This window comes from Bradyrhizobium sp. 18BD (assembly GCF_054185225.1).
Window position 1 is genome coordinate 120850 of record NZ_JAVAYL010000023.1, and the last position, 23324, is coordinate 144173.

Annotated in this window: 19 protein-coding genes; 6 read left to right on the forward strand and 13 right to left on the reverse strand. The window is 64.9% G+C overall.

From position 1 onward, the window contains the following. Window positions 1-83 precede the first annotated feature (83 nt). Both trpS and murJ read right to left on the reverse strand, forming a co-directional pair. Window positions 84-1136: a tryptophan--tRNA ligase gene (trpS, locus tag RAD16_RS33325; RefSeq protein ID WP_458162077.1), complete on the reverse strand. Its 1053-nt coding sequence runs from the start codon at window positions 1134-1136 to the stop codon at window positions 84-86. A 92-nt stretch (window positions 1137-1228) separates the two neighbouring features. Then, entirely contained in the window at window positions 1229-2761 is a 1533-nt protein-coding gene (murJ, locus tag RAD16_RS33330; protein WP_458162078.1) for a murein biosynthesis integral membrane protein MurJ, read from the reverse strand. A 126-nt stretch (window positions 2762-2887) separates the two neighbouring features. On the opposite strand from murJ, the gene RAD16_RS33335 reads away from it, so the two are divergent. Then, the gene (locus RAD16_RS33335) at window positions 2888-3889 is read left to right on the forward strand and encodes an adenosine kinase (protein ID WP_458162079.1); all 1002 of its coding nucleotides are present in this window, start codon (window positions 2888-2890) and stop codon (window positions 3887-3889) included. Window positions 3890-4173: 284 nt separating this feature from the next. On the opposite strand, the gene RAD16_RS33340 is transcribed toward RAD16_RS33335, so the two are convergent. Next, complete coding sequence (locus tag RAD16_RS33340) at window positions 4174-5880, reverse strand: AMP-binding protein (RefSeq protein ID WP_458162080.1); 1707 nt, start codon at window positions 5878-5880, stop codon at window positions 4174-4176. Between the two features lie 109 nt (window positions 5881-5989). Beyond that, window positions 5990-7183, reverse strand: a complete 1194-nt coding sequence (locus RAD16_RS33345; RefSeq protein ID WP_458162082.1) for a serine hydrolase domain-containing protein — start codon at window positions 7181-7183, stop codon at window positions 5990-5992. Between the two features lie 345 nt (window positions 7184-7528). On the opposite strand from RAD16_RS33345, the gene RAD16_RS33350 reads away from it, so the two are divergent. Both RAD16_RS33350 and RAD16_RS33355 read left to right on the forward strand, forming a co-directional pair. Then, the gene (locus tag RAD16_RS33350; RefSeq protein ID WP_458162083.1) at window positions 7529-7849 is read left to right on the forward strand and encodes a hypothetical protein; all 321 of its coding nucleotides are present in this window, start codon (window positions 7529-7531) and stop codon (window positions 7847-7849) included. Window positions 7850-8016: 167 nt separating this feature from the next. After that, complete coding sequence (locus tag RAD16_RS33355; protein ID WP_458162084.1) at window positions 8017-9510, forward strand: NAD-dependent succinate-semialdehyde dehydrogenase; 1494 nt, start codon at window positions 8017-8019, stop codon at window positions 9508-9510. Window positions 9511-9520: 10 nt separating this feature from the next. On the opposite strand, the gene RAD16_RS33360 is transcribed toward RAD16_RS33355, so the two are convergent. Continuing rightward, on the reverse strand, window positions 9521-10333 hold the full coding sequence (locus RAD16_RS33360; RefSeq protein ID WP_458162085.1) for a helix-turn-helix domain-containing protein: 813 nt from the start codon (window positions 10331-10333) through the stop codon (window positions 9521-9523). A gap of 121 nt (window positions 10334-10454) precedes the next feature. Between RAD16_RS33360 and RAD16_RS33365 the strand changes: the two genes are divergently transcribed. Beyond that, window positions 10455-11336, forward strand: coding sequence for an NAD(P)H-binding protein (locus tag RAD16_RS33365; protein WP_458162086.1), 882 nt, complete (start codon window positions 10455-10457; stop codon window positions 11334-11336). Between the two features lie 57 nt (window positions 11337-11393). Here the strand turns inward: RAD16_RS33365 and RAD16_RS33370 are convergent, their stop codons facing one another. The 3 genes from RAD16_RS33370 to RAD16_RS33380 all read right to left on the reverse strand — a co-directional run bounded on the left by RAD16_RS33370 (window position 11394) and on the right by RAD16_RS33380 (window position 15835). Continuing rightward, a complete protein-coding gene (locus tag RAD16_RS33370) occupies window positions 11394-13610 on the reverse strand; it encodes a SulP family inorganic anion transporter (protein WP_458162087.1) in 2217 nt (738 codons plus the stop codon). Between the two features lie 329 nt (window positions 13611-13939). Further along, complete coding sequence (locus tag RAD16_RS33375) at window positions 13940-14854, reverse strand: phosphoribosylaminoimidazolesuccinocarboxamide synthase (protein WP_458162088.1); 915 nt, start codon at window positions 14852-14854, stop codon at window positions 13940-13942. Window positions 14855-14917: 63 nt separating this feature from the next. Then, a complete protein-coding gene (locus RAD16_RS33380; protein WP_458162089.1) occupies window positions 14918-15835 on the reverse strand; it encodes a pirin family protein in 918 nt (305 codons plus the stop codon). Between the two features lie 64 nt (window positions 15836-15899). Here RAD16_RS33380 and RAD16_RS33385 point away from each other — a divergent pair, with 64 nt between their 5' ends. Then, window positions 15900-16472, forward strand: coding sequence for a GNAT family N-acetyltransferase (locus RAD16_RS33385; RefSeq protein WP_458162090.1), 573 nt, complete (start codon window positions 15900-15902; stop codon window positions 16470-16472). 39 nt (window positions 16473-16511) lie between these two features. Here RAD16_RS33385 and RAD16_RS33390 read toward each other — a convergent pair whose 3' ends face one another. Continuing rightward, window positions 16512-17879, reverse strand: a complete 1368-nt coding sequence (locus RAD16_RS33390) for an MmgE/PrpD family protein (RefSeq protein ID WP_458162091.1) — start codon at window positions 17877-17879, stop codon at window positions 16512-16514. A 119-nt stretch (window positions 17880-17998) separates the two neighbouring features. Between RAD16_RS33390 and RAD16_RS33395 the strand changes: the two genes are divergently transcribed. Next, window positions 17999-19114, forward strand: coding sequence for an FUSC family protein (locus tag RAD16_RS33395; RefSeq protein ID WP_458162092.1), 1116 nt, complete (start codon window positions 17999-18001; stop codon window positions 19112-19114). 64 nt (window positions 19115-19178) lie between these two features. Here the strand turns inward: RAD16_RS33395 and RAD16_RS33400 are convergent, their stop codons facing one another. The 4 genes from RAD16_RS33400 to RAD16_RS33415 all read right to left on the reverse strand — a co-directional run bounded on the left by RAD16_RS33400 (window position 19179) and on the right by RAD16_RS33415 (window position 23121). Beyond that, complete coding sequence (locus RAD16_RS33400; protein WP_458162093.1) at window positions 19179-20513, reverse strand: SMI1/KNR4 family protein; 1335 nt, start codon at window positions 20511-20513, stop codon at window positions 19179-19181. 75 nt (window positions 20514-20588) lie between these two features. Beyond that, a complete protein-coding gene (locus RAD16_RS33405; RefSeq protein ID WP_458162095.1) occupies window positions 20589-21245 on the reverse strand; it encodes a 2-hydroxychromene-2-carboxylate isomerase in 657 nt (218 codons plus the stop codon). Beyond that, the gene (locus tag RAD16_RS33410; RefSeq protein WP_458162096.1) at window positions 21242-21730 is read right to left on the reverse strand and encodes a DUF2867 domain-containing protein; all 489 of its coding nucleotides are present in this window, start codon (window positions 21728-21730) and stop codon (window positions 21242-21244) included. The genes RAD16_RS33405 and RAD16_RS33410 overlap by 4 nt, the downstream gene beginning before the upstream one ends. Continuing rightward, the gene (locus tag RAD16_RS33415; RefSeq protein ID WP_458162099.1) at window positions 21727-23121 is read right to left on the reverse strand and encodes an MATE family efflux transporter; all 1395 of its coding nucleotides are present in this window, start codon (window positions 23119-23121) and stop codon (window positions 21727-21729) included. Before RAD16_RS33415 ends, RAD16_RS33410 begins: the two co-directional genes overlap by 4 nt. Window positions 23122-23324 lie beyond the last annotated feature (203 nt).

Here is a 23324-nt window from a genome sequence, read left to right on the forward strand (position 1 = left end):
CATGCTGCCACACTCCCTCACGCTTGGGGAGGGGAGAAGCGGCCCGGCGCCGTGGCGCAGGCCGCGTTTCGCGCGTGCGATGATCAGCGCCGGCGGACGAAGCCGACGATGTCCTTCGACAGGTTCATGGTCTCTTCGGCGATGGCGCGGGCCCGGTCGGAACCGTCGTTCAGGATCGCGTCGATATGGCCGGGGTCGGCGACGAGGCGCTTCATCTCGCCGGCGATCGGCGCGAGCTTGGTGACGCACAGCTCGACCAGCGAATTCTTGAAGCTGGAGAACTGGCCGCCGCCGAATTCGCGCAGCACGTCAGCCTTGGAGCGGCCGGAGAGCGCGGCGAAGATGCCGACGAGATTGTCGGCCTCGGGGCGCGCTTCCAGACCCTTCTCCTCGGATGGGAGCGGCTCCGGATCGGTCTTCGCCTTGCGCACCTTCTGCGCGATGGTGTCGGCATCGTCGGTCAGATTGATGCGCGAATTGTCGGACGCATCCGACTTCGACATCTTCTTGGTGCCGTCGCGCAAGCTCATCACGCGCGTCGCCGGTCCCGTGATCAGGGGTTCCGGCAGCGGGAAGAACAGGCCGTCATTGGCCCCCTGCGCGCGAATGGAATCGGCGAAATCATTGTTGAACTTCTGCGCGATGTCGCGCGAGAGCTCGAGATGCTGCTTCTGGTCCTCGCCGACCGGAACGTGGGTGGCGCGGTAGAGCAGGATGTCGGCGGCCATCAGCACGGGATAGTCGAACAGCCCGACCGAGGCGTTCTCGCGGTCCTTGCCGGCTTTCTCCTTGAACTGGGTCATGCGGCCCAGCCAGCCCATGCGCGCGACGCAGTTGAAGATCCAGGCGAGCTCGGCGTGGCCCGAGACCTGGCTCTGGTTGAACACGATGTGCTTCTTCGGATCGATGCCGCTGGCGATGAACGCCGCGGTCACCTCGCGGGTGTTGCGCGCGAGCTCGACTGGGCCGCCCCAGACGTCGACGCCTTGCGTGATCGCGTGCATGTCGACGACGCAATAGATGCAGTTGTGGGTTTCCTGCATCTTCACGAAGTTGACGATCGCGCCGAGATAATTGCCGAGGTGCAGATTGCCCGTCGGCTGGACGCCCGAAAAGACCCGTTCAACGAATGGCATGGCAAGCTTTCCTAAGGGGTAGCGGCCGTCGTTTCCAACAGCGGCGCTGCCCCGTCAAGGGTAATTCGCTTGTCCGCGCGGGCCGAGGCCAGCTAGGCGGGCCGTTTCAGCGCATTAACCGCCTCGCGCCAGGAGGCGGCGCCGAGGATTTGCAGCAGCAGGCCGTAGACAGCGATCCCGGCCCCGATCTGCAGGCCCAGCACGATGAAGCGGATCAGGCCGTGCGCCTCGGCAGGGATGAGATCGGTGGTCAGCCAGAGCAGGGCGCCCATGGCGGCCGCGGCGAGCACGATCCGCGGCAGCCGCTTTCGCGCGGCGGCATCGACCGAGAAGCCGAACTCGCCGGTGCCTTTCCGGAGCAGCGAGACCGCACTGCTCCAGGCGCCGGCCGCGATGCTCGCGGCGATCCCGCTCGCGCCGAAGAAATGGCCGAGCAGGACAGCCAGCGCAATCGCGACCACAAAGCCTTTGGCCGTGGCGAGCAGCGGCGTCATGGTGTCGCTGCGGGCATAGAAGGCCGGCGACAGCGCCTTGATCAGCACATGCGCCGGCAGGCCCAGCGCCAGCCACATCAGCGCGCGTGCGGTGGCCGTGCTGTCATCCGCGCTGAAAGCGCCGTGCTCGAACAACAGCCGCACGATCGGCTCGGCCAGCACGGCGAGGCCGAGCGTGGCGGGCAGCGCCAGTCCGGTCGCAAGCTCCAGCGCGCGCGATTCCGCATGCGCCACGGCGTCGCGGTCGCCGCTCGTGACGGCGCGCGTCAGCTCCGGCACCAGCACCGTGCCCATGGCGACGCCGACGATGCCGAGCGGCAGCTCGATCAGGCGGTTGGCAAAATACAGCCACGACACGGCGGAGGGCGTCGCGGAGGCGATGATCGCACCGGCGATCATCAGCCATTGCGGCCCCGAGCTTGCGATCATGCCGGGGATCGCCTTGGCGAAGAAGCCGCGCATCTCCTTGTCGAAGTTGGCACGCAACGGCGTCGCCAGACCGGCGCTTCGCTGCGACGCCAGCATCAGCAATTGCAGCAGGCCCGCGATGCCGACCGTCGCCGCCAGCATCCACGCGGCGAAGCCGGCATCCGCGTGCCAGACGAGCAGCAGCCCGATCGCGGCGATCAGCGCGATGTTGAACAGCAGCGGCGAGAACGCCGTGAGTGCGAATCTTCCTTGCGCGTTCAGCAGTCCCATCAGCACCGTGACCGGGCCTGCGAAGGCGAGATAAGGCAGCATCAGCCGCGCATTCTGGACGGCGAGGTCGAGCGTGCCGCTGCCGAGGAAGCCGGGTGCGATGATCGTGATGATCAACGGCATTGCGACGGCAATGCCGATCGAGATCGCGATCAGGGCCGCGCTGACCGTGCCGAGCACGCGCCCCGCGAAAGCGGAGGCGGCCTTTTCGCCACCGCGCTCCCGGATGCGCAGCCAGGCCGGGATCAGCGCCGCATTGAGTGCCCCTTCGCTGAGCAGGCGCCGCACCACATTGACGAGCTGGAACGCGGCCAGAAACGCATCCGCCACGGCTCCGGTGCCCAGCAGTGCTGCGATCAGGGAGTCGCGGGCAAAGCCCAGCAGCCGCGAGGCCAATGTTCCCGTCGAGACGGTCAGGAAGGAGCGGATCATCGGGGTCGTTATAATACCGTTGCTTGCCCGCTAAGGGCCGGTCGTGATAGGCCGCGAGCCAGATTTCAGGCCGACAGGAAGCGGATTTCCGTAGGGTTCGCAATCCGGCAAACAGGATCAAGGTGAATGGCTGACGTGAAATATGACGTTCTCGGCATCGGCAACGCGCTGTTCGACGTGCTGGTCAGGACCGACGAGGCCTTTTTGGCCAAGCACGGCATGACCAAGGGCAGCATGTCCCTGATCGACGAGGCACGGGCTGCCGCCATCTACGAGGACATGGGCCCGGCGACGGAAGTTTCGGGGGGATCTGCCGCCAACACCATCGTCGGCATCGGCAGCCTGGGTGCCCGCGCCGCCTATGTCGGCAAGGTCAAGGACGACCAGATCGGCAAGCTCTACGTCCACGACATCCGCTCAGCCGGCGTCGCCTTCAACACGCCCGCCGCCAAGGACGGCCCCGCCACCGGCTGCTCCTACATCCTGGTCACGGGTGACGGCGAGCGCACCATGAACACCTATCTCGGCGCTGCGCAGGACCTCTCGCCCGCCGACATCGATCCGGCCGAGATCGCCGCTGCCGGCATCGTCTATCTCGAGGGCTATCTCTGGGACCCCAAGAACGCCAAGGACGCCTTCGTCAAGGCCGCCGGGATCGCCCATGAGGCCAAGCGCAAGGTGGCGCTGACGCTGTCGGATTCCTTCTGCGTCGACCGTTATCGCGACGAATTCCTGGGGCTGATGCGCAACGGCACCGTCGACATCGTGTTCGCCAACGAGTCCGAGCTGCACTCACTCTACATGACCTCGGATTTCGACACCGCGCTCAAGCAGCTCCGCACCGACGTCAAGCTCGGCGTCGTCACCCGCAGCGAGAAGGGCTGCGTGGTGGTGACACCGACCGACGCCGTCGCAGCTCCGGCTTCGCCGATCACGCAACTGGTGGACACCACCGGCGCCGGCGATCTCTTCGCCGCCGGCTTCCTCTACGGCCTCTCGCGCAATCTGTCGCACAAGCAGTGCGGCGAGCTCGGCGCGCTCGCGGCCGCCGAAGTCATCCAGCACATCGGCGCCCGTCCACAGGTGTCGCTGAAGCAACTCGCCCAGCAGCGCGGGCTAACGGTTTAACTCCGCTCTCTCCTCGTCATTGCGAGGAGCGTAGCGACGAAGCAATCCAGAGTATCTCCGCGGAGGCGGACTGGATTGCTTCGCTACGCTCGCAATGACGATGTGGAGGCAGGTGCGCGCCTCATTCACAACTGTCATCGCCCGCGAAGGCGGGCGATCCAGTATTCCAGAGACGCCAGTGGTTTAGCCGAGAAGCCGCGGCGTACTGGATTCCCCGCTCCAGTGCGCAATTGCGCACAAGGCGGGGAATGACAGCGAGATTGGAGAGGCAGCGCAAAGCCCCCTTACGCCGTCCTCGCCGCCTTCAATCCCAGTCGCTGCTCCACGGCTTCGCGCATCACGAATTTCTGGATCTTGCCAGTCACGGTCATCGGGAATTCGTCGACGAACTCGACATAGCGCGGGATCTTGTTGTGGGCGATCTGGCCGTCGCAGAAGGCGCGGACCTCGTCCGCGGTCAGCGTCTCGCCCGGCCTGACGCGGATCCAGGCGCAGAGCTCCTCGCCATAGCGGGTGTCGGCGACGCTGAAGATCTGCACGTCCTGGATCTTGGGGTGGCGGTACAGGAATTCCTCGATCTCGCGCGGATAAAGGTTCTCGCCGCCGCGGATCACGAGATCCTTGATGCGGCCGACGATGTTGCAATAGCCCGCGTCGTCGATGGTGGCGAGGTCGCCGGTGTGCATCCAGCCATTGGCGTCGAGCACGTCGCCGGTCTTTTCCTTCTCCTCCCAATAGCCGAGCATGACGCTGTAGCCGCGGGTGCAGAGCTCGCCGCGTTCGCCGCGCTTGACGATCTTGCCTTCGAGATCGACGACCTTCACCTCGACATGCGGATGAATCCGCCCGACGGTGGAGACGCGCCGCTCGAGCGGATCGTCCGTCGCGCTCTGGAAGCTGACCGGGCTGGTTTCGGTCATGCCATAGGCGATGGTGACCTCGCCCATGTTCATCTCGGTGTTGACGCGCTTCATCACCTCGATCGGGCACGGCGCGCCCGCCATGATGCCGGTGCGCAGCGATTTCAGATTGAACGTCGCGAATTCGGGGTGGTCGAGCTCAGCGATAAACATGGTCGGCACGCCATACAGCGCCGTGCATTTCTCCTGTTCGACCGCGCGCAACGTCGCGAGCGGATCGAAACCTTCGCCGGGATAGACCATGGTCGTGCCGAGCGTGACGGAGGCGAGATTGCCCATCACCATGCCGAAGCAATGATAGAGCGGCACGGGAATGCAGATGCGGTCCGCTTCCGTCAGGCGCATCGCGCGTCCGGTGAAATAGCCGTTATTGAGGATGTTGTGGTGCGTCAGCGTTACGCCTTTGGGCGAGCCGGTGGTGCCGCTGGTGAACTGGATGTTGACGGGATCGTCGAACTGAAGCGCAGCGCCGAGTGCGGCAAGCTGCTCGCGATGCTCCGCTCGGCCCATGCCCGCAACGTCCTCGAAAGGGATCGTGCCGGATGCTGCGGGGCTACCGATCTGGATCACCATCCGCAAGGCCGGCAGCCGCGCCGCCTGCAACTGTCCGGGCCTGGCGCTCGCCAGTTCCGGGAGCAGCGTGTTGAGCATCTCCATGTATTGGCTGGTCTTGAACGCCGTCGCCGTGACGATGGCGGCGCAGCCGACTTTCTTCAGCGCGAATTCCAGCTCGCTGAGTCGATAAGCGGGATTGATCGTCACCAGGATCAGGCCGGCCTTGGCGGCGGCGAATTGGGTCAGCGTCCATTCCGGCCGGTTCAGCGACCAGATGCCGATTCGCTCGCCGCGTTCGAGGCCGAGCGCGAGAAAGCCGGCGGCGAGCGCGTCGACCCGCTCGGCGAATTCCGTCCAGGTCCATCGCACGCCGTGGCTGGGCGAGACCAGCGCCTCGCGCTTGCCCCAGCGCCGCACCGCATGATCGAGACTGCGGCCGATGGTATCGCCGAGCAGCGGCGTGTCCGAGACGCCGCAAACGTAACTGTCGGCTTTGCCTGCAAGACCGTCCGCCAAGTTCGTCTCCTCAAGATTGGTGCCTCGTGCCCTGAGGCCGCTGACCCTGGGGCACGAGGTTATCTCTTGCCGGGACGGTGCGCGACGCCGCGCGCCTCATACTAAGTGGCTAGGCCGCCTTCTTGTCGCTGCCCGCGTCGAGCCCGGCATAGATGCCGCGTTCGAATCCCGCGAAGGCCTGCAGGCATTTCGCGTCGGCGAACGGCAACAGCTGCATCAGGATCACGCCGGTGACGTCGCGCGCGGGATCAATCCAGTAATAGGTGTTGGCAAGGCCGGCCCAGGCGAGGCTGCCGGCGCTGCGGCCTTCCGCCGTCTTCGCGGTGTTGATCATGAAGCTGAGGCCCCATTTCTTCACCTGCTCCGGATAGAGATCGACGTCGTTGGTATACATCGGCGCCGCGGTCGCGAGCTTGGTCATGTTGAGATCGCCCATCTGGTTCTGCCCCATCATGGCGGTCGTCTCGGCCTTGAGCACCTGGTTGCCGTTGCCGCGGCCCTTGTTGAGGATCATCTGGGTGAACTTGATGTAGTCGCCTGCGGTCGAATAGAGACCGCCGCCACCCATGTGGAATTCCGGATTCTGTTCGAGCTCGAACGGGATCGCGGCAAGCTGGCCGTCCTCGCCGCGGGCATGCATGCCGACGAGGCGCTTGCGCATGTCGTCGGTGATCTTGAAGCCGGTGTCGCTCATGCCGAGCGGCGCAAACAGATTGTCGCGCAGATAAGCATCGAGCCGCTTGCCGCTGACGGCTTCCACGGCCTTGCCGACGAAATCGATATTGGTGCCGTATTCCCAGCGCGTACCGGGATCGGTCATGACTGGCGTCTTCAGCGCGGCGTTCTGGCAGGTGATGATGCCCGGCGTTCCGGTCTTCTCGAGATAAATGCCGAGATTACCGTTCCACATGTCGTAGGCGAAGCCGGCGGTGTGGGTCATCAACTGGCGCAGCGTGATCGCGCTCTTCGCCGGCCGCAGTTTTGGTTCGCCCTTGGCGTCGAAGCCTTCGAGCACCTGCGGCTTGGCGAGGCCGGGGAGCACCTCGCTGATCTCTGCGTCCAGCGACAATTTGCCTTGCTCGACCAGCTGCATTGCGCCCGCCGATGTCACCGCCTTCGTCATCGAGGCGATCCAGAACACGCTGTCGGCCGTCATCGCATCGGGCTTCGACAGGTCGCGCTTGCCGAATGCGCCCTGGTAAATCACGTCACTACCGCTGGCGGCGATGGCGACCACGCCGGGAATCTCCTTGGCGTCGCTTGTCTTGCGCAGAACATCGTCGATCTGGGCTTTGCTTTGCATACGCGTTTCCTCCGGTTTGATTATTGTTGGAAGCGATCGATTGTCCTCCTGCACGCTCCGCGCGGCAAGCGCGTCCAGATGCCCGCATCGGTCGCGATGTCGTGACTTGACGGCCTGCGTCCCACGCAGGACGACAACGCGGCTGACCTGCAATAGTCCGTCACAATCTGCGGTGGATGGCTGCATTTCGCCGTGACCTCGGATGGTCTCGGCGTTATGTTTCGAGTGTTTGAAATACTTGAAACATTTTGTGCGTTGCGGCGTTCGGCCTTGGGCCGAGCCGCGGCCGAAGTTAACACTTGGTGCAAATGTTGGCGGTCGGTCACGACCGCGAGGGGACCTCAAATGATTTCGACCTGGAGCGAATGGAAGCGCTATCCCCGTCCCGGACGGGGCGACAACCTTGAGGCGCCGATCTCGCCCGGTATTTACGAGGTCCGCATCGCCGGCACCGGCGCGCTCTATTCCTTCGGCGCGGTCGACAATCTGGCGCAGTCGCTGGCGCTGCTGCCGGTCGGCTCGAAAAACTGGTTCGGCCGCCGCGACACCTCCGATGCGCCTGATCTCGAATACCGAACCTGCGCAACCTCCTCGAAGGCCGACGCCAAGGCGGCCGCCGAGCGCATGATCGGCCGGCGCGAAACCTATTTGAGCGGCGCGGCCTAGAGCATAATCCGGAAAAGTGTGCAGCGGTTTTCCGGAAAGATCATGCTCAAACAATAAGTTCGCTGGTGTCACCTTAACTCCCATCAGCTGTGCGTTGCGGGACGGTGCATTGCGCACCGTGTGTCCCTATATTCCGGGCCGATCCGATCGCCCCAGGGAGTAACGCCATGACCCCGACCGCCGCCGCCCGCACCACGCAAGCCACCGCCACCCTACGCGACCGGCTGAAGGACCCCTCGCTGCTGAAGGAGGCCTGCTATATCGACGGCGCCTGGGTCGGCACGCCGGTGTTCGCCGTCAACAATCCCGCGACCGGTATCGAGCTGGCCAAGGTCCCGCAGCTTGGGGCCGACGACACCACCAAGGCGGTCGAAGCCGCCCAGCGTGCGTTTCCGGCCTGGGCCAAGCACACCGCGAAACAGCGCTCCAACATTTTGCGCAAATGGTTCGAGCTGATCACCGCCAACCGCGAGGACCTCGCGCTGATCCTCACCTCCGAGCAGGGCAAGCCGCTCTCCGAGGCGCTCGGCGAGGTCGACATCGGCGCCGCCTATATCGAGTTCTTCGCGGAGGAAGCCCGGCGCGTCTATGGCGAGACCATCCCGACGCAGCGGCCCGATGCGCGCCTGCTCGCGATCAAGCAGCCAATCGGTGTCTGCGGCGCGATCACGCCGTGGAATTTCCCGAACTCCATGATCACCCGAAAAGTCTCGCCGGCGCTGGCCGCGGGCTGCACCGTGGTGTTGAAGCCCGCCAACGAGACGCCGCTCTCGGCGCTGGCGCTGGCCGTGCTCGCCGAGAAAGCCGGCATTCCCAAGGGCGTGCTCAACATCATCACCGGTGACGCGCCGCCGATCGGCAAGGTGCTGTGCGAGCATCCGGCGGTGCGCTTCGTCGGCTTCACCGGCTCGACCGCGGTCGGCAAGATCCTCTACCAGCAGGCCTCTGTCGGCGTGAAGCGGCTCGGCCTCGAGCTCGGCGGCAACGCGCCCTTCGTGGTGTTCGACGATGCCGATATCGACGCCGCGGTCGAAGGCGCGATCGTCTCGAAGTACCGCAACATGGGCCAGACCTGCGTCTGCGCCAACCGGATGTACGCCCAGGACAAGATCTACGACGAGTTCGTCAAGAAGCTGTCGGCCAAGGTCGCCGCAATGAAGATCGGCGACGGCACCGAGAGCGGCGTCACGCAGGGCCCGCTGATCAATCTGAAGGCGGTCGACAAGGTCGAACGCCACATCGCTGACGCCGTGAAGCGCGGTGCCAAGATCGTCACCGGCGGCAAGCGCAGCGAGCTCGGACGTTCCTTCTTCGAGCCTACCGTGCTCGCCGACGTCAAGCCGGACTCGCTGGTGTCGCAGGAGGAAACCTTCGGCCCGCTGGCGGCGGTGATCCGCTTCAAGGACGAAGCCGACGTGATCGCGATGTGCAACGCCTCGCCATTCGGCCTCGCGTCGTACTTCTACTCCCGCGATCTCGGCCGCGTCTGGCGCGTCGCAGAGGCGCTGGAATCAGGCATGGTCGGCGTCAACACCGGCCTGATCACGACGGAAGTCGCCCCCTTCGGCGGCGTCAAGGAAAGCGGCCTCGGGCGTGAAGGCTCGCGCCACGGCATGGAAGAATATGTCGAGATCAAATACGTGATGATGGCGGGGGTCTAAGGCTCCCCACTCAGTTCCTGCTTCGGCGCAGCTCTCCGGGACTGCGTCCGAACTCGCGGCGCATCCATTTGGCCAGGTGAGACTGATGGGAAAAGCCCGCTTCCAGGGCGATGTCGCTGAGCTTGCGATCGCCCAGGAGGAGGAGCTGGCGTGCGTGCTCCACTCGCCGTCTCAGGATGTAGCGGTGAATCGTGACGTCCATCGCCGCCTTGAACCAGGTCCGCAGATGTGAGCTGCTGACGCCGGCCTCGCGACAGAGAACGTCGATCGTGAGCGGCTGGTCGAGATGGGTATCGATATAGGCCAGGACTCTGTGGAGCTGCGCGTCCGACAGGCGAACGGCCTGCGCCGGCGGATCGTTGGTCAGGCTGAGCAGCTCGACCGCCAGCGCCATCCCGACATTTTCGGCAAACAGGGGACCGCTTGGAGATCCCGCCTTCACGTCGCTTTCGAGAGCCTGCCCGAGCAAAACGATGCGCTCGTTCCGGAGCAGATGATGGTGCTTGAGCCGGGTGGCCGCCAATTGCCGGCTTCTTGCGGCCGCATGATTCAGCATGCTCGGTGCGAGCCGGATCTGCAGCGACTGATAGGACGTTTCCGCCACGAATCCGCCGAAGGCGCCGGACGGGATCACATCGATATCGCCGGCCCGACGCAGATGCGGGTCCCCGGTTTCGAGACATTTTGAGCGCGTTGCGGCGCTCAAGTGGATGATGATCCGGTGATCGCTGATCGGCTCGAGCGCAACGGAGTGAGGCTCGGTTCGCATGGCCGCAGAGGTGCTGCCGGTCAGTGATGGCGCCGAACGCGATGTGGCACGCATGGGCCGGGCTCCAAAAATGGCTTGGCGGAACGTGATCGATATTTGGCGCATCGTGCGCGATTTTCAACGGCGCCGGCGTCAAACAACTCATCTGTCGTGTCGTGACAAATGAGGATGCAAGGTGAGTCATTATTTAGTTGTCGGGGCTGGCCCCGTCGGAAGCGAAACCGCACGTCTTTTGGCAGAGGAGGGGCGCAGCGTCATCCTGACCAGCAGGAATCCAGGATCGCTCGATATCGCAGGTGTGCGGATGGTTTCCGCAGATGCCACTGACGCCGCGCAGCTCGCGGAACTGGCCAAGGGCGCGGATGCGATCTTCATGTGCGCAATGGCGGCCTATCACCGCTGGCCGACCGACTTCTTTCCGATCATGGACGGAACGGTCAAGGCGGCCGAGCAGGTTGGTGCCAAGCTGCTCGTGGTCGGGAATGTCTATGGCTACGGCGCGGGAGCTACGAGCCCGCTCACGCCGGAGCTCGAGCCGGACCCGACCAGTCGAAAGGGCACGACCCGCCACATCATGTGGCAGCGTGCGGTGCGATCGAACGTTCCTGCGATCGAGGTCCGCGCAAGCGATTATCTCGGCAAAGGCGCGGTCGCATATTTCTCGCTGCTGGCGCTGCCATCGCTGCTCAAGAACGAGCCGGTCTCCTTCCTCGGCGATCCCGACGTCGCGCACGCCTGGTCCTTCACCAAGGACGTCGCAAAGACGCTGATTGCCGCATCGCGCTTCACCGGAGATTGGGGGCGCGCCTTTCATGTGCCGTCGCAGTCGGCCTCCGTGCGCGAGCTGGTATGCAGGTTCGCAGTCGCGTTGAAGATCGACGTTCCGGATCTGCTTCGCCTCACCGCGGCCGATCTGGAAGCCATCGGTTTCAGCGAAGGGATCGAGATGTCCTATCTGTTCGAGAGGCCGCTTCTGCTCGACGCCGGCGAGACGGAGAAACTGCTGGGGGTTACCGCGAGCAGCCTGGATATGATGATTCGTGACACTCTCTCGTAGGTCGCCGAATGGATGCGGCGGTGAGGGGCACGGAATGAGCGAGGACTCGCGCGTCCCCTACCGCCGCAGCACCGCAATCGTCCGGTTCGCAAACGTCAACCGCTCGGCCATCACCGACACGAAATACGTCAGCAGCTTGTGGCTCAGCGCGGGGTCTTCTTCCTTGATCTCGTCGAACTGGTGGGTGTTGAGCACGTAGAGCACGCTGTCGACCTCGGCCTGGATCGTCGCGCTGCGCGGGGTGTGCGACACCAGGCCCATTTCGCCGATCGTGGTGTAGCGGCCGAGGCTGCGCACGCGCGTGGTGCGGTCGTCGTCGGCTGGGACCATGATGCCGACGCGGCCGTCGAGAATGAAGTGCATGGAATCGGCGGGGTCGCCGGCCTGTACGATGACCTCGCCGGCCTCGACCTCGATGCGCTGGCAGCGATGGATCAGCCTGTTGGCGTCGTCCTCACTGTCGAGAATGCGCGTGAACCAGTCATGCAGGCTCGCTTCTTCCTGGGCCAGGCCCTGATGCTGCGAGATGATCTCGTTCTCGCACCATTCCAGCGCGCGATCGAGCTCGGGGATGATGGTGACGCCCTCGCCGATGAAGTCGCTGGAGCGCAGCACTTTCTCGGCCGCGGCCGACAGATGCACCAGGATCAGCTCGACGCCGAGGTCATGCGCGCTGCGCTTGATCTGGGCAAAGCTGTAGGCGGCCGACGAATCGACGCCGGTGACGAGCTTGAAGTCAAACAGCAGATAGCGGCATTCCGGCCGCTCCTGGAGCAGCCGCTTGACGTGCTGGAAGAGCCGGTTGGCTGAGCCAAAGAACAGATAGCTCTGCAGGTTGAGACCCTGGATGCTGCCGCCATGGGCCTGCAGCACGTCCTGATCGTCGCGCGAGCGGTCGAGCGAGGAACGATATTCCGAGCCGTCGAAACTGTATTTGATCGATTCGACGCGCGCGGCACTGAACGCAAAGGTCGCGCAGCCGATGATCACGCCGATCAAAATGCCCGGCACGAAGCCCCAGACCACGATGATCGCGATGATGGCGATCAGCGAGAGATATTCGAGCTTCGAAAGCCGCTTGCGCGACTCGATGATCCATCTGTGAAGCTGGTCGGCGCCGAGATAGAGCAGCAGGCCGCCGATGACGAATTTCGGGATGAAGCCGAGCAGCTCGGGCGCGACCGCGAGCATCAGCAGCGACAGCACGGCGACGGTGACGCCGGAGAGGCGCCCGCGCCCGCCGCTGCTGTAGTTGAGAAGCGAGCGGCTGATCGAGCTGCAGCCGGGGTAACCGCCCAGCAGGCCGGTCAGGATATTGGCGGCGCCGGTGACGTTCAGCTCGCGCTCCAGATTGGCCTCGCGGTGTACGGCGACCTCGATGCCGGTGGTGTTGAACAGCGTGCAGGACGCCGTGACGAAGATGACGGCGATGACATTGCCGATCACATCAGGCACGACAAACCAGGGATAGCGGGCGAGATCGTCGGTGTGCCAGGGCAGCGTGAACACCGCCTGCGGCGGCGGCTGAAAGGTCCAGCCAAGGGTGCGGGCGCTGTCGAACGAGACGCCGGTGATCCAGAATGCCAGATGCGCGGTGAGCACGCCGCCGACCAGGATGATCGGCAGCCCGAACGGGCTGCGCGAGCGGTGCCAGGTGAGATACAGCACCAGCGCCATCGCGCAGGCGGCCCCCAGCTCCAGCAAAACGGTGGCGTTGACGAAGTACGGCAGCGTCGCAAGCTGCAGGGGGTGGTTGGTGATGACCCGGATCGCACCGAGCGTAATAAGAAGGCCGGTTGCGCCGAGGAAGCCGCCGACCACGGGATAAGGCACATAGCGGATGGCACGGCCGAGCCGCGTCAGGCCCAATCCGCACAGCACCAGCCCGGTTAGCACCGTCGACAATCCGAGCGTGATCAGGACCGGCGAGAGCAGCGACGTCGAGGGGGCCGCCGTCTCGATGCGCTCGACCAGCGAAGCCACCAGGATTCCCGTCACCGCGGCGGTCGAGCTGTCGGGCGCGCCAACCGCGAAGGGCAGGGAGCTGCAGAGCCCGATGACGATCGCGAGCACCGCCGAGCTGACGAAGGTCGCCGTGATCCCGTAGGACAGATAGGGCGACAGCGGCCCGGCGAAGATCAGCAGCGAATATGACAGCCCGAATGTGACGGTCAGGATGCTGGCGGCACTGCCGCCCAATATATCATTCAGCGCACGCTTGAGAGCCGGATTGAACCGCGGCGCCGGAGTGAAAACAATTGCTGGATCGGTCACGCCGTTGCGCTCGCCCCTGAAAAATGTCGTCTGAGACGTAGACGACTCCGGACTTAGCGCAACAGGATTCTTGTAACTATGAAATATCCGACAATCTTTGCGCTGGTAAGGATCTCCGTTCACGACGTGTGAACGATCAACCATATGGTGGACGGAAAAACCGACGTGCTGGCGGCACAGGCGGTGTTAGCCGGGACGACGAGGAGCACCCGGCCTCTCCACGTCATTGCGAGGAGCGAAGCGACGAAGCAATCCAGACCGTCTCCGCGGAGGGATTCTGGATTGCTTCGCTTCGCTCGCAATGACGGAATGTGCGGCGGCAGCCGGGCCTAAATCTTCAGCTCTTTCCCCGTCACGCGTCGATACGCTTCCAGATACCGCTTGCTGGTCGCATCCACCACGCTCGTCGGCAGTGGCGGCGGCGGGGCGTCGCCGTTCCAGCGGCCGGCGCGGCGCTCGACGTCGAGATAGTCGCGCAAGGGCTGCTTGTCGAAGCTCGCCTGTGGCTGGCCGGGCTTGTAGGCATCGACCGCCCAGAAGCGCGAGGAGTCCGGCGTCATGACTTCGTCGATCAGGATGATGCGGCCGTCCTTGTCGCGGCCGAACTCGAATTTGGTATCGGCGATGATGATGCCCTGCTCGCGCGCCAGCTCCTCGCCGAGCGTGTAGATCGCGCGCGTCATGCTCTCGAGCGTGTAGGCGACCTCGTCGCCGACCACTTCGCGCATCTTCGCGATCGTGATGTTCTCGTCATGGCCGGTCTCGGCCTTGGTCGCGGGGCTGAAGATCGAGGGTTCGAGCTTCTCGCTCTCGACGAGGCCCGCCTTCAGCTTCTCGCCGGCGAGCGTGCCGCTCGCCGCATATTCCTTCCAGGCCGAGCCGGAGATGTAGCCGCGGATCACGCATTCGATCGGAAACACGGTGGTGCGACGCGACAGCATGGCGCGGCCGAGAATCTCGGCGCGGTGCGGCTTCAATGCCGGCACGGCCGCGATGATCTCGTCGGTATCGGCGCTGATCATGTGGTGCGGCACCACGCCTTCGAGTTTGCCAAACCAGAACGCGCTGATCTGGGTCAGCACCGCGCCCTTCATCGGGATCGTTTCGCCCATCACGACGTCGAAGGCGCTGATGCGGTCGGTGGTGAGGAGCAGCAGGCGGTCGTCGTCGACGGCGTAGATATCGCGCACCTTGCCGCGGCCGATCTTGGCCAGGGGCAGGTCGCTGGAGAGCATGGTGGTCATGGGACGGGCCTTCGGGAAGAAAATCCGGCCGCGCCTGATGGCACGGCCGGACACCGGATTAGCCTATTCCGGCAGCGGAATGAACTCATGTTCCTGCGGAACCGCGGCGAAGCGGCCGGTTTTCCAGTCCTGCTTGGCCTGCTCGATCCGCTCCTTGCTGGAGGAGACGAAATTCCACCAGATGTGGCGCGGGCCCTCCAATGCATCGCCACCGAGAAACATCATCCGCGTGGCGTTCAGCGCCTTCACGGTGATGCGGTCGCCGGGCCGGAAGATCAGCAGCCGCGGCCCTTCGTAACGCTCGTTGGCGATCTCGACCTCGCCGTCGACGATATAGATCGCGCGCTCCTCGTGGTCGGGGTCGAGCGGCACGCTTGCGCCGGCGGCGGCCGTGACCTCGGTGTAGAACCAGGGCGAGACCATCGACACGGGCGAAGTGATACCGAACGACGAGCCGGCGATCACCCGCGCGGTGAAATCGCGCTCGGAGATCATCGGCAAATCGCCCGCGCCGTAGTGCTGGAACGACGGCGCAATCTCTTCGGATCCTGCCGGCAGCGCGATCCAGCTCTGCAGGCCCAGCATCTTCTGGCCCGAGGCGCGCTGCGCATCCGGCGTGCGCTCGGAATGCGCGATGCCGCGGCCGGCCGTCATCAGATTCATCGCGCCGGGCGCGATCTCCTGCACGTTGCCCTCGCTGTCGCGATGCATGATGGACCCGTCGAACAGATAGGTGACGGTGGCAAGGCCGATATGCGGATGCGGCCGCACGTCCATGCCCTTGCCGGAGACGAACTGCACCGGCCCGAAATGATCGAAGAAGATGAAGGGCCCGACCATCTGCCGCCTGCCATGCGGCAGCGCGCGCCGCACCGCAAATCCGTCGCCGAGGTCGCGCGTGCGCGGCACGATGACGAGATCGAGCGCGTCGCAGGACATGGGATCGCCGAGCACGGGATCGTTCGAGGGTTGCCAGCTCATGGTGAACTCCTGTTTCTTGCTGGTATGATCGTAGCAGAACAATGTTGGAAACGGGAGCAGACAGATGATTCCGCCGCTCAAGCCTGGCGCCGAGCTGCTCCAGATCACGGGTCCCCAAATCGAGACGGAGCGCCTGATTCTGCGCCCGTGGCGCGCAGGCGATATCGCTCCGAACGCCGCCATGTTGACTGATCCTGGCACCGCCCGCTTCATCGCGCCGGACGGCAATCCGATCACCACCGCGATCGGCGGCTGGCGTAACGCAGCCGTGATGTCCGGGCACTGGGCGCTCTATGGCTTTGGCATGTTTGCGGTCGAGGAGAAGTCCAGCGGCAAATATGTCGGCCGAGTTGGTCCCTGGTGCCCGCCGGGCTGGCCCGCCTTCGAGGTCGGCTGGGGCATTGCCAGGGAATTTCGCGGCAAGGGCTATGCGGTCGAAGCGGCCCGCGCGTCGATCGACTGGTCGTTCGACAGTTTCGAGATCGACGAGATCATGCACTGTATCGAGAGCGAGAATGCGCCGTCGCAAGGCGTGGCGCGCAAGCTCGGTGCCCGGAAGGATCGCGAGATCGACCTGTTCGGCAAGCCCGCCGACGCCTGGATCACGTCGCGGGCTTCGTGGCTGCCGCAAAATTGAATCGATCTCCCCGCAAGCGGGGAGAGGCGAAGAAATCCGCTACCTTCCCAACTCCGTCGCCTTCGCCACGCGATCAAACCGCTCCAGCGTCATGATCGCATCCGCGAATTTTTCCGCGCGCGCGTTCAGCACGGGGCGGGCCAGTGTCAGAAACTTCTGCTGCATCGCCTGTGCATCAGGGAAGGAATTCGGCTCGCCGGAGGGATCGGCATAGAGGCGCTCATGCACGCCGTCATCCGTCGTGATGCTGACGCGGGCGCCGAACGGATGGGTGCGGCCGACTTCGAGGCGGTCGTCCTGCACCACGTCGAACTTGTCGGCGAGCGCGTCGATGGCGGCGTCGCCGAGGCGATTGTAGTCGTCCCAGCCGAATGAGCCCTGGTCGAGCGCGAGCGCGCCGGTGAAGAACATCGAGAACTGGCCGCCGACGATCGATGTCGGATGCCGCTTGGTCGCGGCGTCGCCGGTCAGCGTGATGCCGTTCCGGTGCAGGCCGATCTCGACGCGCTTGACCTGCTCGGGCGTCAGATTGTGCTCGCGGCGCATCGCGATCAGTGCATCGATCGCGGCATGGGTGTAGCGGCAGCTCGGATAAGGCTTCACGCCGATCTTCATCGTCTCATAGGTCTTGCCGAGCTCGGCCACCGCCTTGTCCGGATGCGCATCGTCGGTGTAGCCGGCGAGCAGACCGTGCTTGCCCTCGACCGATTCCGTCGATCCGACGAAATCGTTGCGGGCCAGCGTTGCAGCGATCACGCCGTTCATCGCGGCGGCACCGACCTGGTAGCGCTTGTTCCAGGCGCCGTTGACCAGGAATTGCAGCGAGCCCGCGGCCTGACTGCCGGAGACGCCGAAGGCGGAGATGATCTGCTGCTCGGAGAGGCCGAACAGTTTTCCGGCCGCCGCGGCCGCGCCATAGGTGCCGGCGGTCGCGGTCGGGTGGAAGCCGCGCGCATAATGCGAAGTCGGATCGAGCGCATTGCCGAGCCGGCAGCAGACTTCATAGCCCGCAACGATCGCGGTGAGCACGTCGCGCCCGGACGCGCCGACCATCTCGCCGACGGCAAAGGCCGCCGGAACCACCGGCGCACTCGGATGCAGCGAGGAATCGGCGTGGGTGTCGTCGAAATCGAGGGAGTGGCCCAGCGCGCCGTTGAGCAGCGCGGCCACCGCCGGTGTCCAGGTCTTGGTGTCGCCGAACACGGTGGACTCGCCCTTGGTGTCGAGCGCGAGGGCCTCCAGCATTTTCAGCATCGACGGGGTCGATTCCGCCTCGCGCCGCGCCCGGATGGCGCTGCCGAGGAAGTCCAGCGTCAGCACCTTGGCGCGATCGAGCACTTCCGCCGGAATATCCCCGAATTTCAGATTGACGACATAGGCGGCGAGCGTTGCGGTTTCGTGGGCCATCGTGTTTCCTCGTTTTGGCGCGCAAGTTAGGCGGGCTGATTTGGCCTTTCAAGCGGCCTTGGGGCCGCGGGCATCAGCCATGCTTTTGGTAATCTGGGATCGGACCGGGATAATCGACGATGGCACTCGCAAGACAGCTGTACGATCGGGTCCGGTCGCGGCGGACGCAGCTGGGGCTGGCGATCCGGGTCACGGTGGCCGCGACCGCGGCTTATGCGATCGCCACCGCGCTGCATCTGCTCTTGCCGCTCTGGGCGGTGCTGACCTCATTGATCGTGACCCAGATGAGCGTCGGCCGCTCGCTGAAGGCGACGCGCGACTACGTGCTCGGCACCATCGGCGGCGCCATCTATGGCGGCGCCATCGCGATCCTGATCCCTTATTCCAGCGAGGCGGGCCTGTTGGGGTTGCTGGTGCTGGCGGTCGCGCCACTCGCTTTCGTCGCCGCGATCAACCCAAGCCTCAATGCGGCGACGGTGACCGCGATCATCGTGCTGCTGGTTCCGACCATGCATCATTCCGATCCCATGACGTCGGCGATCGATCGCGTCAGCGAGGTCGGGGTCGGAGCCATCACCGGCCTGCTGGTCTCGTTCCTGGTGCTGCCCTCCCGCGCGGTGCGGCAGATCCGCGCCGCCGCGGCGCAACTGCTCGAGCTGATCGCGGATGCCTTCACCGAACTATTGGCGGGCCTCACGCGCGGCCGCGACAACGACGCGCTGCACCGGATCCAGGACGGCATCGGCACCGCCATGGTGGGCATGAATGCCATCGGCGCCGAAGCCGAGCGCGAGCGCGCCGCGCGATTGTCGAGCGGACCCGACACCGGTCCGCTGCTGCGCACCGTGCTGCGGCTGCGCCATGATGTCGTGATGATCGGCCGCGCCACGGTGGTGCCGCTGCCGGTCGAGGTGCAGATGCGGCTCGCGGCGCCCCTGACGGAAGTGTCAACCGTGATCGCGCGCTTCCTGCGCTCGGCCGCATCCGCTTTGCGCGAGGGCGCCGGCGCGCCGCCGATCCATCCCGTCCACGTCGCGCTTCAGCATTATGCCGAAGCCGTCGCCGCCGTCCGCCAGGATGGTCTGATCCGCGGCCAGCCCGGCGACACCGCCGAGCGCTTCTTCGCGCTCGGCTTCTCACTGGAGCAGATGCACCAGAATCTCTGTGATCTCGACCGCGTCGTCGGCGAATGGTCGGAGGCCGCGGCCGGTAAATCCGTGCGTGTGGCCGAATAGACCATAGCGTTTTCAAGCGAAGTGGATGCCGGTTCGCGTAAAGAAAACGCGTCAAAATAAGAGACTACAGGTCGAAGAACGCGAGCTGCGTTGAGTCGCGCTGCTCGATGCCGTCGGTCAGCGCCTTCAGTGCGACGTCAAAGCTCGGCTGCCTCTGCTCCAGCTCCCAGGCGCCGTCATGGTCCCACTGAAAACACTGGCCATAGCGTTCGCCGGGCTCGACATGGAGCAGCAGGCAGCGGCTGAGCTGCGACGGCTCGGCGACCGGCACCAGATGCTTCAATGACACCCCGTATTCCTTGCGGAAATAGGCGCAGGCCTCTTCGAGCTCGTCGTCGGAATGGGCGATGAAGTCGAGCACGTTGCGAAGCTGCGTGGCCAGCTCGTCGGGCGCATAGAAGCGAAGCTCGGAGGAGGATTCGGGCAGCCGCACCAGCAGCTCGGTCTCGCCGCGCGTCAGCAGGAATTTGCGATAGTCGTCGGGCAGGCGGACGCCGAGCGCCTGCTCGGCCGCGCTGACATCGGCTTCGCTGGCCTTTGTGCCGGGCTTCCAGCGCCAGCCTTTGGCGGACTTTCCAGACTTGCTTCGGGACTTTCCCGCCTTGCGCTTTGCCAAATATTCGGCATAGCCGGGAAACGCCATGATGTCCTCATAGCCGCCGAACTCGGACCATTGATAGGCATCGTCAAAGGCCTCTTCCCGCCGCTCCGGAAAGAAGCCGCAGAGAAGCTCGGCGCGCTTGAGGATGCGATCATGACTCGGGTCGGTCTTGCAGAGGCGCTCGATCGTCTTCAGCGCGGCGTCGGGATTGTCGGCCTGAAGATAGGCATCGCTCAGGAGTTCGAGGATGCGCCCTTCGAGATCCTTCTCCAGGAGCGACCACGCATAATGCGGCTGTTTGGCGGCCCGGCGCGCGCGGATCGTATCGCGCGCCTGCTCGGCGAATTGCACCGCCTGCGCCGCATCGTCTCGGGCGCCGTAGCTGCGGCGGGCGGCGTGCCAGAGATAGAGCGGCTCGTGCACGGCCGGCGTGCCCGCGAGGGCATCGAGCTGCCTCGACTGTTCGGCACGCGGCGCGGCGAGCGCCAGGATCATCAGCTCGTCCAGACCCTTCTGCCAGTCCGGCTTGGCCTGCGGATCGGGCGGGAGAGTGCGCAGCGTAGCTTGGGTGTCACTGGTCTCGACATAGCCGGCCGCAACGAGATCGGCCACATGGCTGCGAAAAGCCGTTGCCGCGTCGGCGATGCCGGAAAATTCCTCGCGCAGATATTCGTCCGCGTCGGGATCGCCCTTCCAGTTCATGTGGACGCCGATCACCATGGGATTGCTGCCCGGGATCAGCATCAATTCGCGGTCGTCGTCGCCGGGTGCGCGATGGAAGAACTTTGCCAGATACATGCGACCTCCGAACGCGCCGCCACCATCGGGGGGCGCACGTTTCAGTCGCGGCTTTGGCGAAACCGGTTCATGCCGTCAGGGCTGGCGCTTCGTCAGGCCCTTGCTTTGCATGCGCCACAGCAGGAGATCGATGCGGTCCTGGCCGAAAAACGGCTCGTTCTCGAACACGAAGGTGGGCACGCCCCAATGGCCCGATGTCGCGTGGTCCTTTTCGTTCTCGGCGATCACCTGCTCGTAGCGATCCGGATCGGCTATGATCGCCGCATCCATCGCGGCGAGATCGAAGCCGGCCTTCCCGGCGGCCCGCGCCAGGTGATCGCCCTCGTTCCATCCCGCCACCGAGCCGTCCCACAGCACGCGTGCGATAGCGTCGGTGAATGCGAGCCCGCGGCCCTCGAGCTGCGCCATGGCACCCAGCCGGGTCAGGCGGTGGATATAGGGCTGCTCGGCCGCGACATCGAATGTCGTCTTATCCTGCACGATCGGATCCGGCCTTGGAAAGCGGAACGGAATGCCCTCGTGCTGCGCCACGCGCGTGCTGTCGAGCACCACATAGCGAATGAAGTTCGGACTGGCCTTCTTGAAGAAGCCGGGCACACGGACCGCGAGCGGATAAACCGGCCGCAGATTGACCGCGAGATCATATTCAGCGACGAGCTTCAGCGTCTTGGGCAGCGCCAGATAGCTGAAGGGACTGCGGTAGGAGTAGAAGAGGTCGACGGATAGCGTCATCGCACCGGCTCCACGATGCGCCCCATCATGCCGCGAGCCACGAGCTTGTGGAACGGCGTGATGAGCGTCAGGTAGGTCCGTCCGAGGAAATTGTTTGTCTTCACCAGAGTGGTCACGGTGACCTGGCGTCTCGCTGCATCCCCTGCCACGTCGACGACAATGCGAAAATCGAGGTGAGAATCATTGAAGCCGGCGATCAGGCGCTCCGGCGTCTCGCTCAACACTGGAAACAGCCCGATCAGGCCGCCAGGCGCGTACGCGCCTTCACCCGACGTCTTCAGCCCGAACGGCGTCACCAGAAGGTTGCGCAGGCGTGTCAGCGCATCGATCCAGCGCGGTCCGTTCAGCACCATCCGCGTGCAGGCCTCGCGAGCGGTCACGGCTGCCGCGCCGATTTCGACACGAAACGCATCCATGAACTGCGCGCCCGACAGCACGGCCCCGGCGTCGACCTCAGGTTTGACTTCGCGGACGGTCCCGATCATCCCGCCAGTCTGCGCGTCAGCATCCGGAAGCGCAAGATCAAGAGTCCGGCATAGACGAACGATCCGATCGACAATCCGATCCAGACACCGACCGCGCCGAGGCCGGCGTGGAAGGCGAGCACCCATGCGATCGGAAAGCCGACGCACCAATAGCCGATCGCGGCGAACACCAGCGTCATCTGGGTGTCATTAATGCCGCGCAGCGCGCCGCCCATGATGGTCTGGAGCGCATCGGCGATGAAGAAGGTCGCGCCGACCAGCAACAGTGTTGCGGTCAGCGCGATGGTCGGCGCGCTGGCCTCGCTGTTGCCGAAGAACAGCCGGCCCAGCTCAAAGCGGCCGAGGATGATGGCAACGGTGAGCGCCGAGACGAACGCGATCCCGAGCACGGCCGCGACGACACCGGCGCGCCGTACGCCGGTCGGATCGTTGCGGCCGAAGGCATGGCCGACGCGGACCGTTGCCGCCATGCCGATGCCGAGCGGGACCATGAACAGCACGGCGGTGACCTGCAGCGCGATCTGGTGCGCGGCGAGCGCTGTGGTCGAGATCAGCCCCATCAGCAGCGCGGCCGAGGAGAACAGGCCGTATTCCAGCAGCAGCGAGAACGAGATCGGCGCACCGATCACGATCAGCCGGCGCATCAAAGCCCAGTCGATCCGCCACCAATGCGCGAGCGGATGATAGTCCGAGAACGGCTTGCGCCATGCGGCGATGGCGAGCGCGGCAATGAAGGTGCCGAGATTGACCAGCGTAGTCGCAAGCCCCGCGCCGAACAGGCCGAGCTCCGGCAGGCCGAACAGGCCGTGGATCAGGCAATAGACCAGCGCCGCATTGACGGGGATCGCCGCGACCGTGATCCACAGCGGTGCCTGCGGCCGGTTCACCGCGCTCATCATGCTGCGCAGCGCGATGAAGCCGAGCGCCGGCGCGATGCCCCAGGCGAGGCCGTTGAGATAGCGCTGTGCGCGCGCGGCCGATTGCGGCGCCTGGCCGAGCGCGAGCAGGATCTGCTCGCCATAAAGCGGCGAGGCCATCATCGGCAGCGAGATCAGGAGCGCCACCCACAGGCCGACACGCAGCGAGCCGCGGATGCGCCCGACGTCGCCCGCGCCGAACGCCTGCGCGGCCAGCGGCGACACCGCGGACATCAAGCCGAGCCCGAAGGTGAAGCTGACGAAATAGACGGTGTGCGCAAGTGCCGCAGCAGCGACCGAATCTTCGCCAAGCCGGCCGATCAGGACGAGATCGGTCGTGATCATCGCGATCTGCCCGAGCTGCGTCAGCATCATCGGCACCGCCAGCCGCAGCGTCTCGACGAACTCCTGCGCGAGATGATTCTGCGGCACGCCGGCTTGCGGCTGCGAATGATGTTGCGTGGTGTCGAGCATGGCGGCTGCCATAGCACAACCGCGCGACGAAAACATGGCTCTCGTGTCCCGGACGCGGTGCAGCTCTTCTCCCTCGCCCCGCTTGCGGCAGGGGAATCGCATATGGAATTGCGGCCTCTATTGCGTTGTTTTGCAAGATGGATTCTGAGAACGACTCCCACGAGACGGAGGGAGTCGTATGGGCAAGCTCAGGAAGGCGTTTC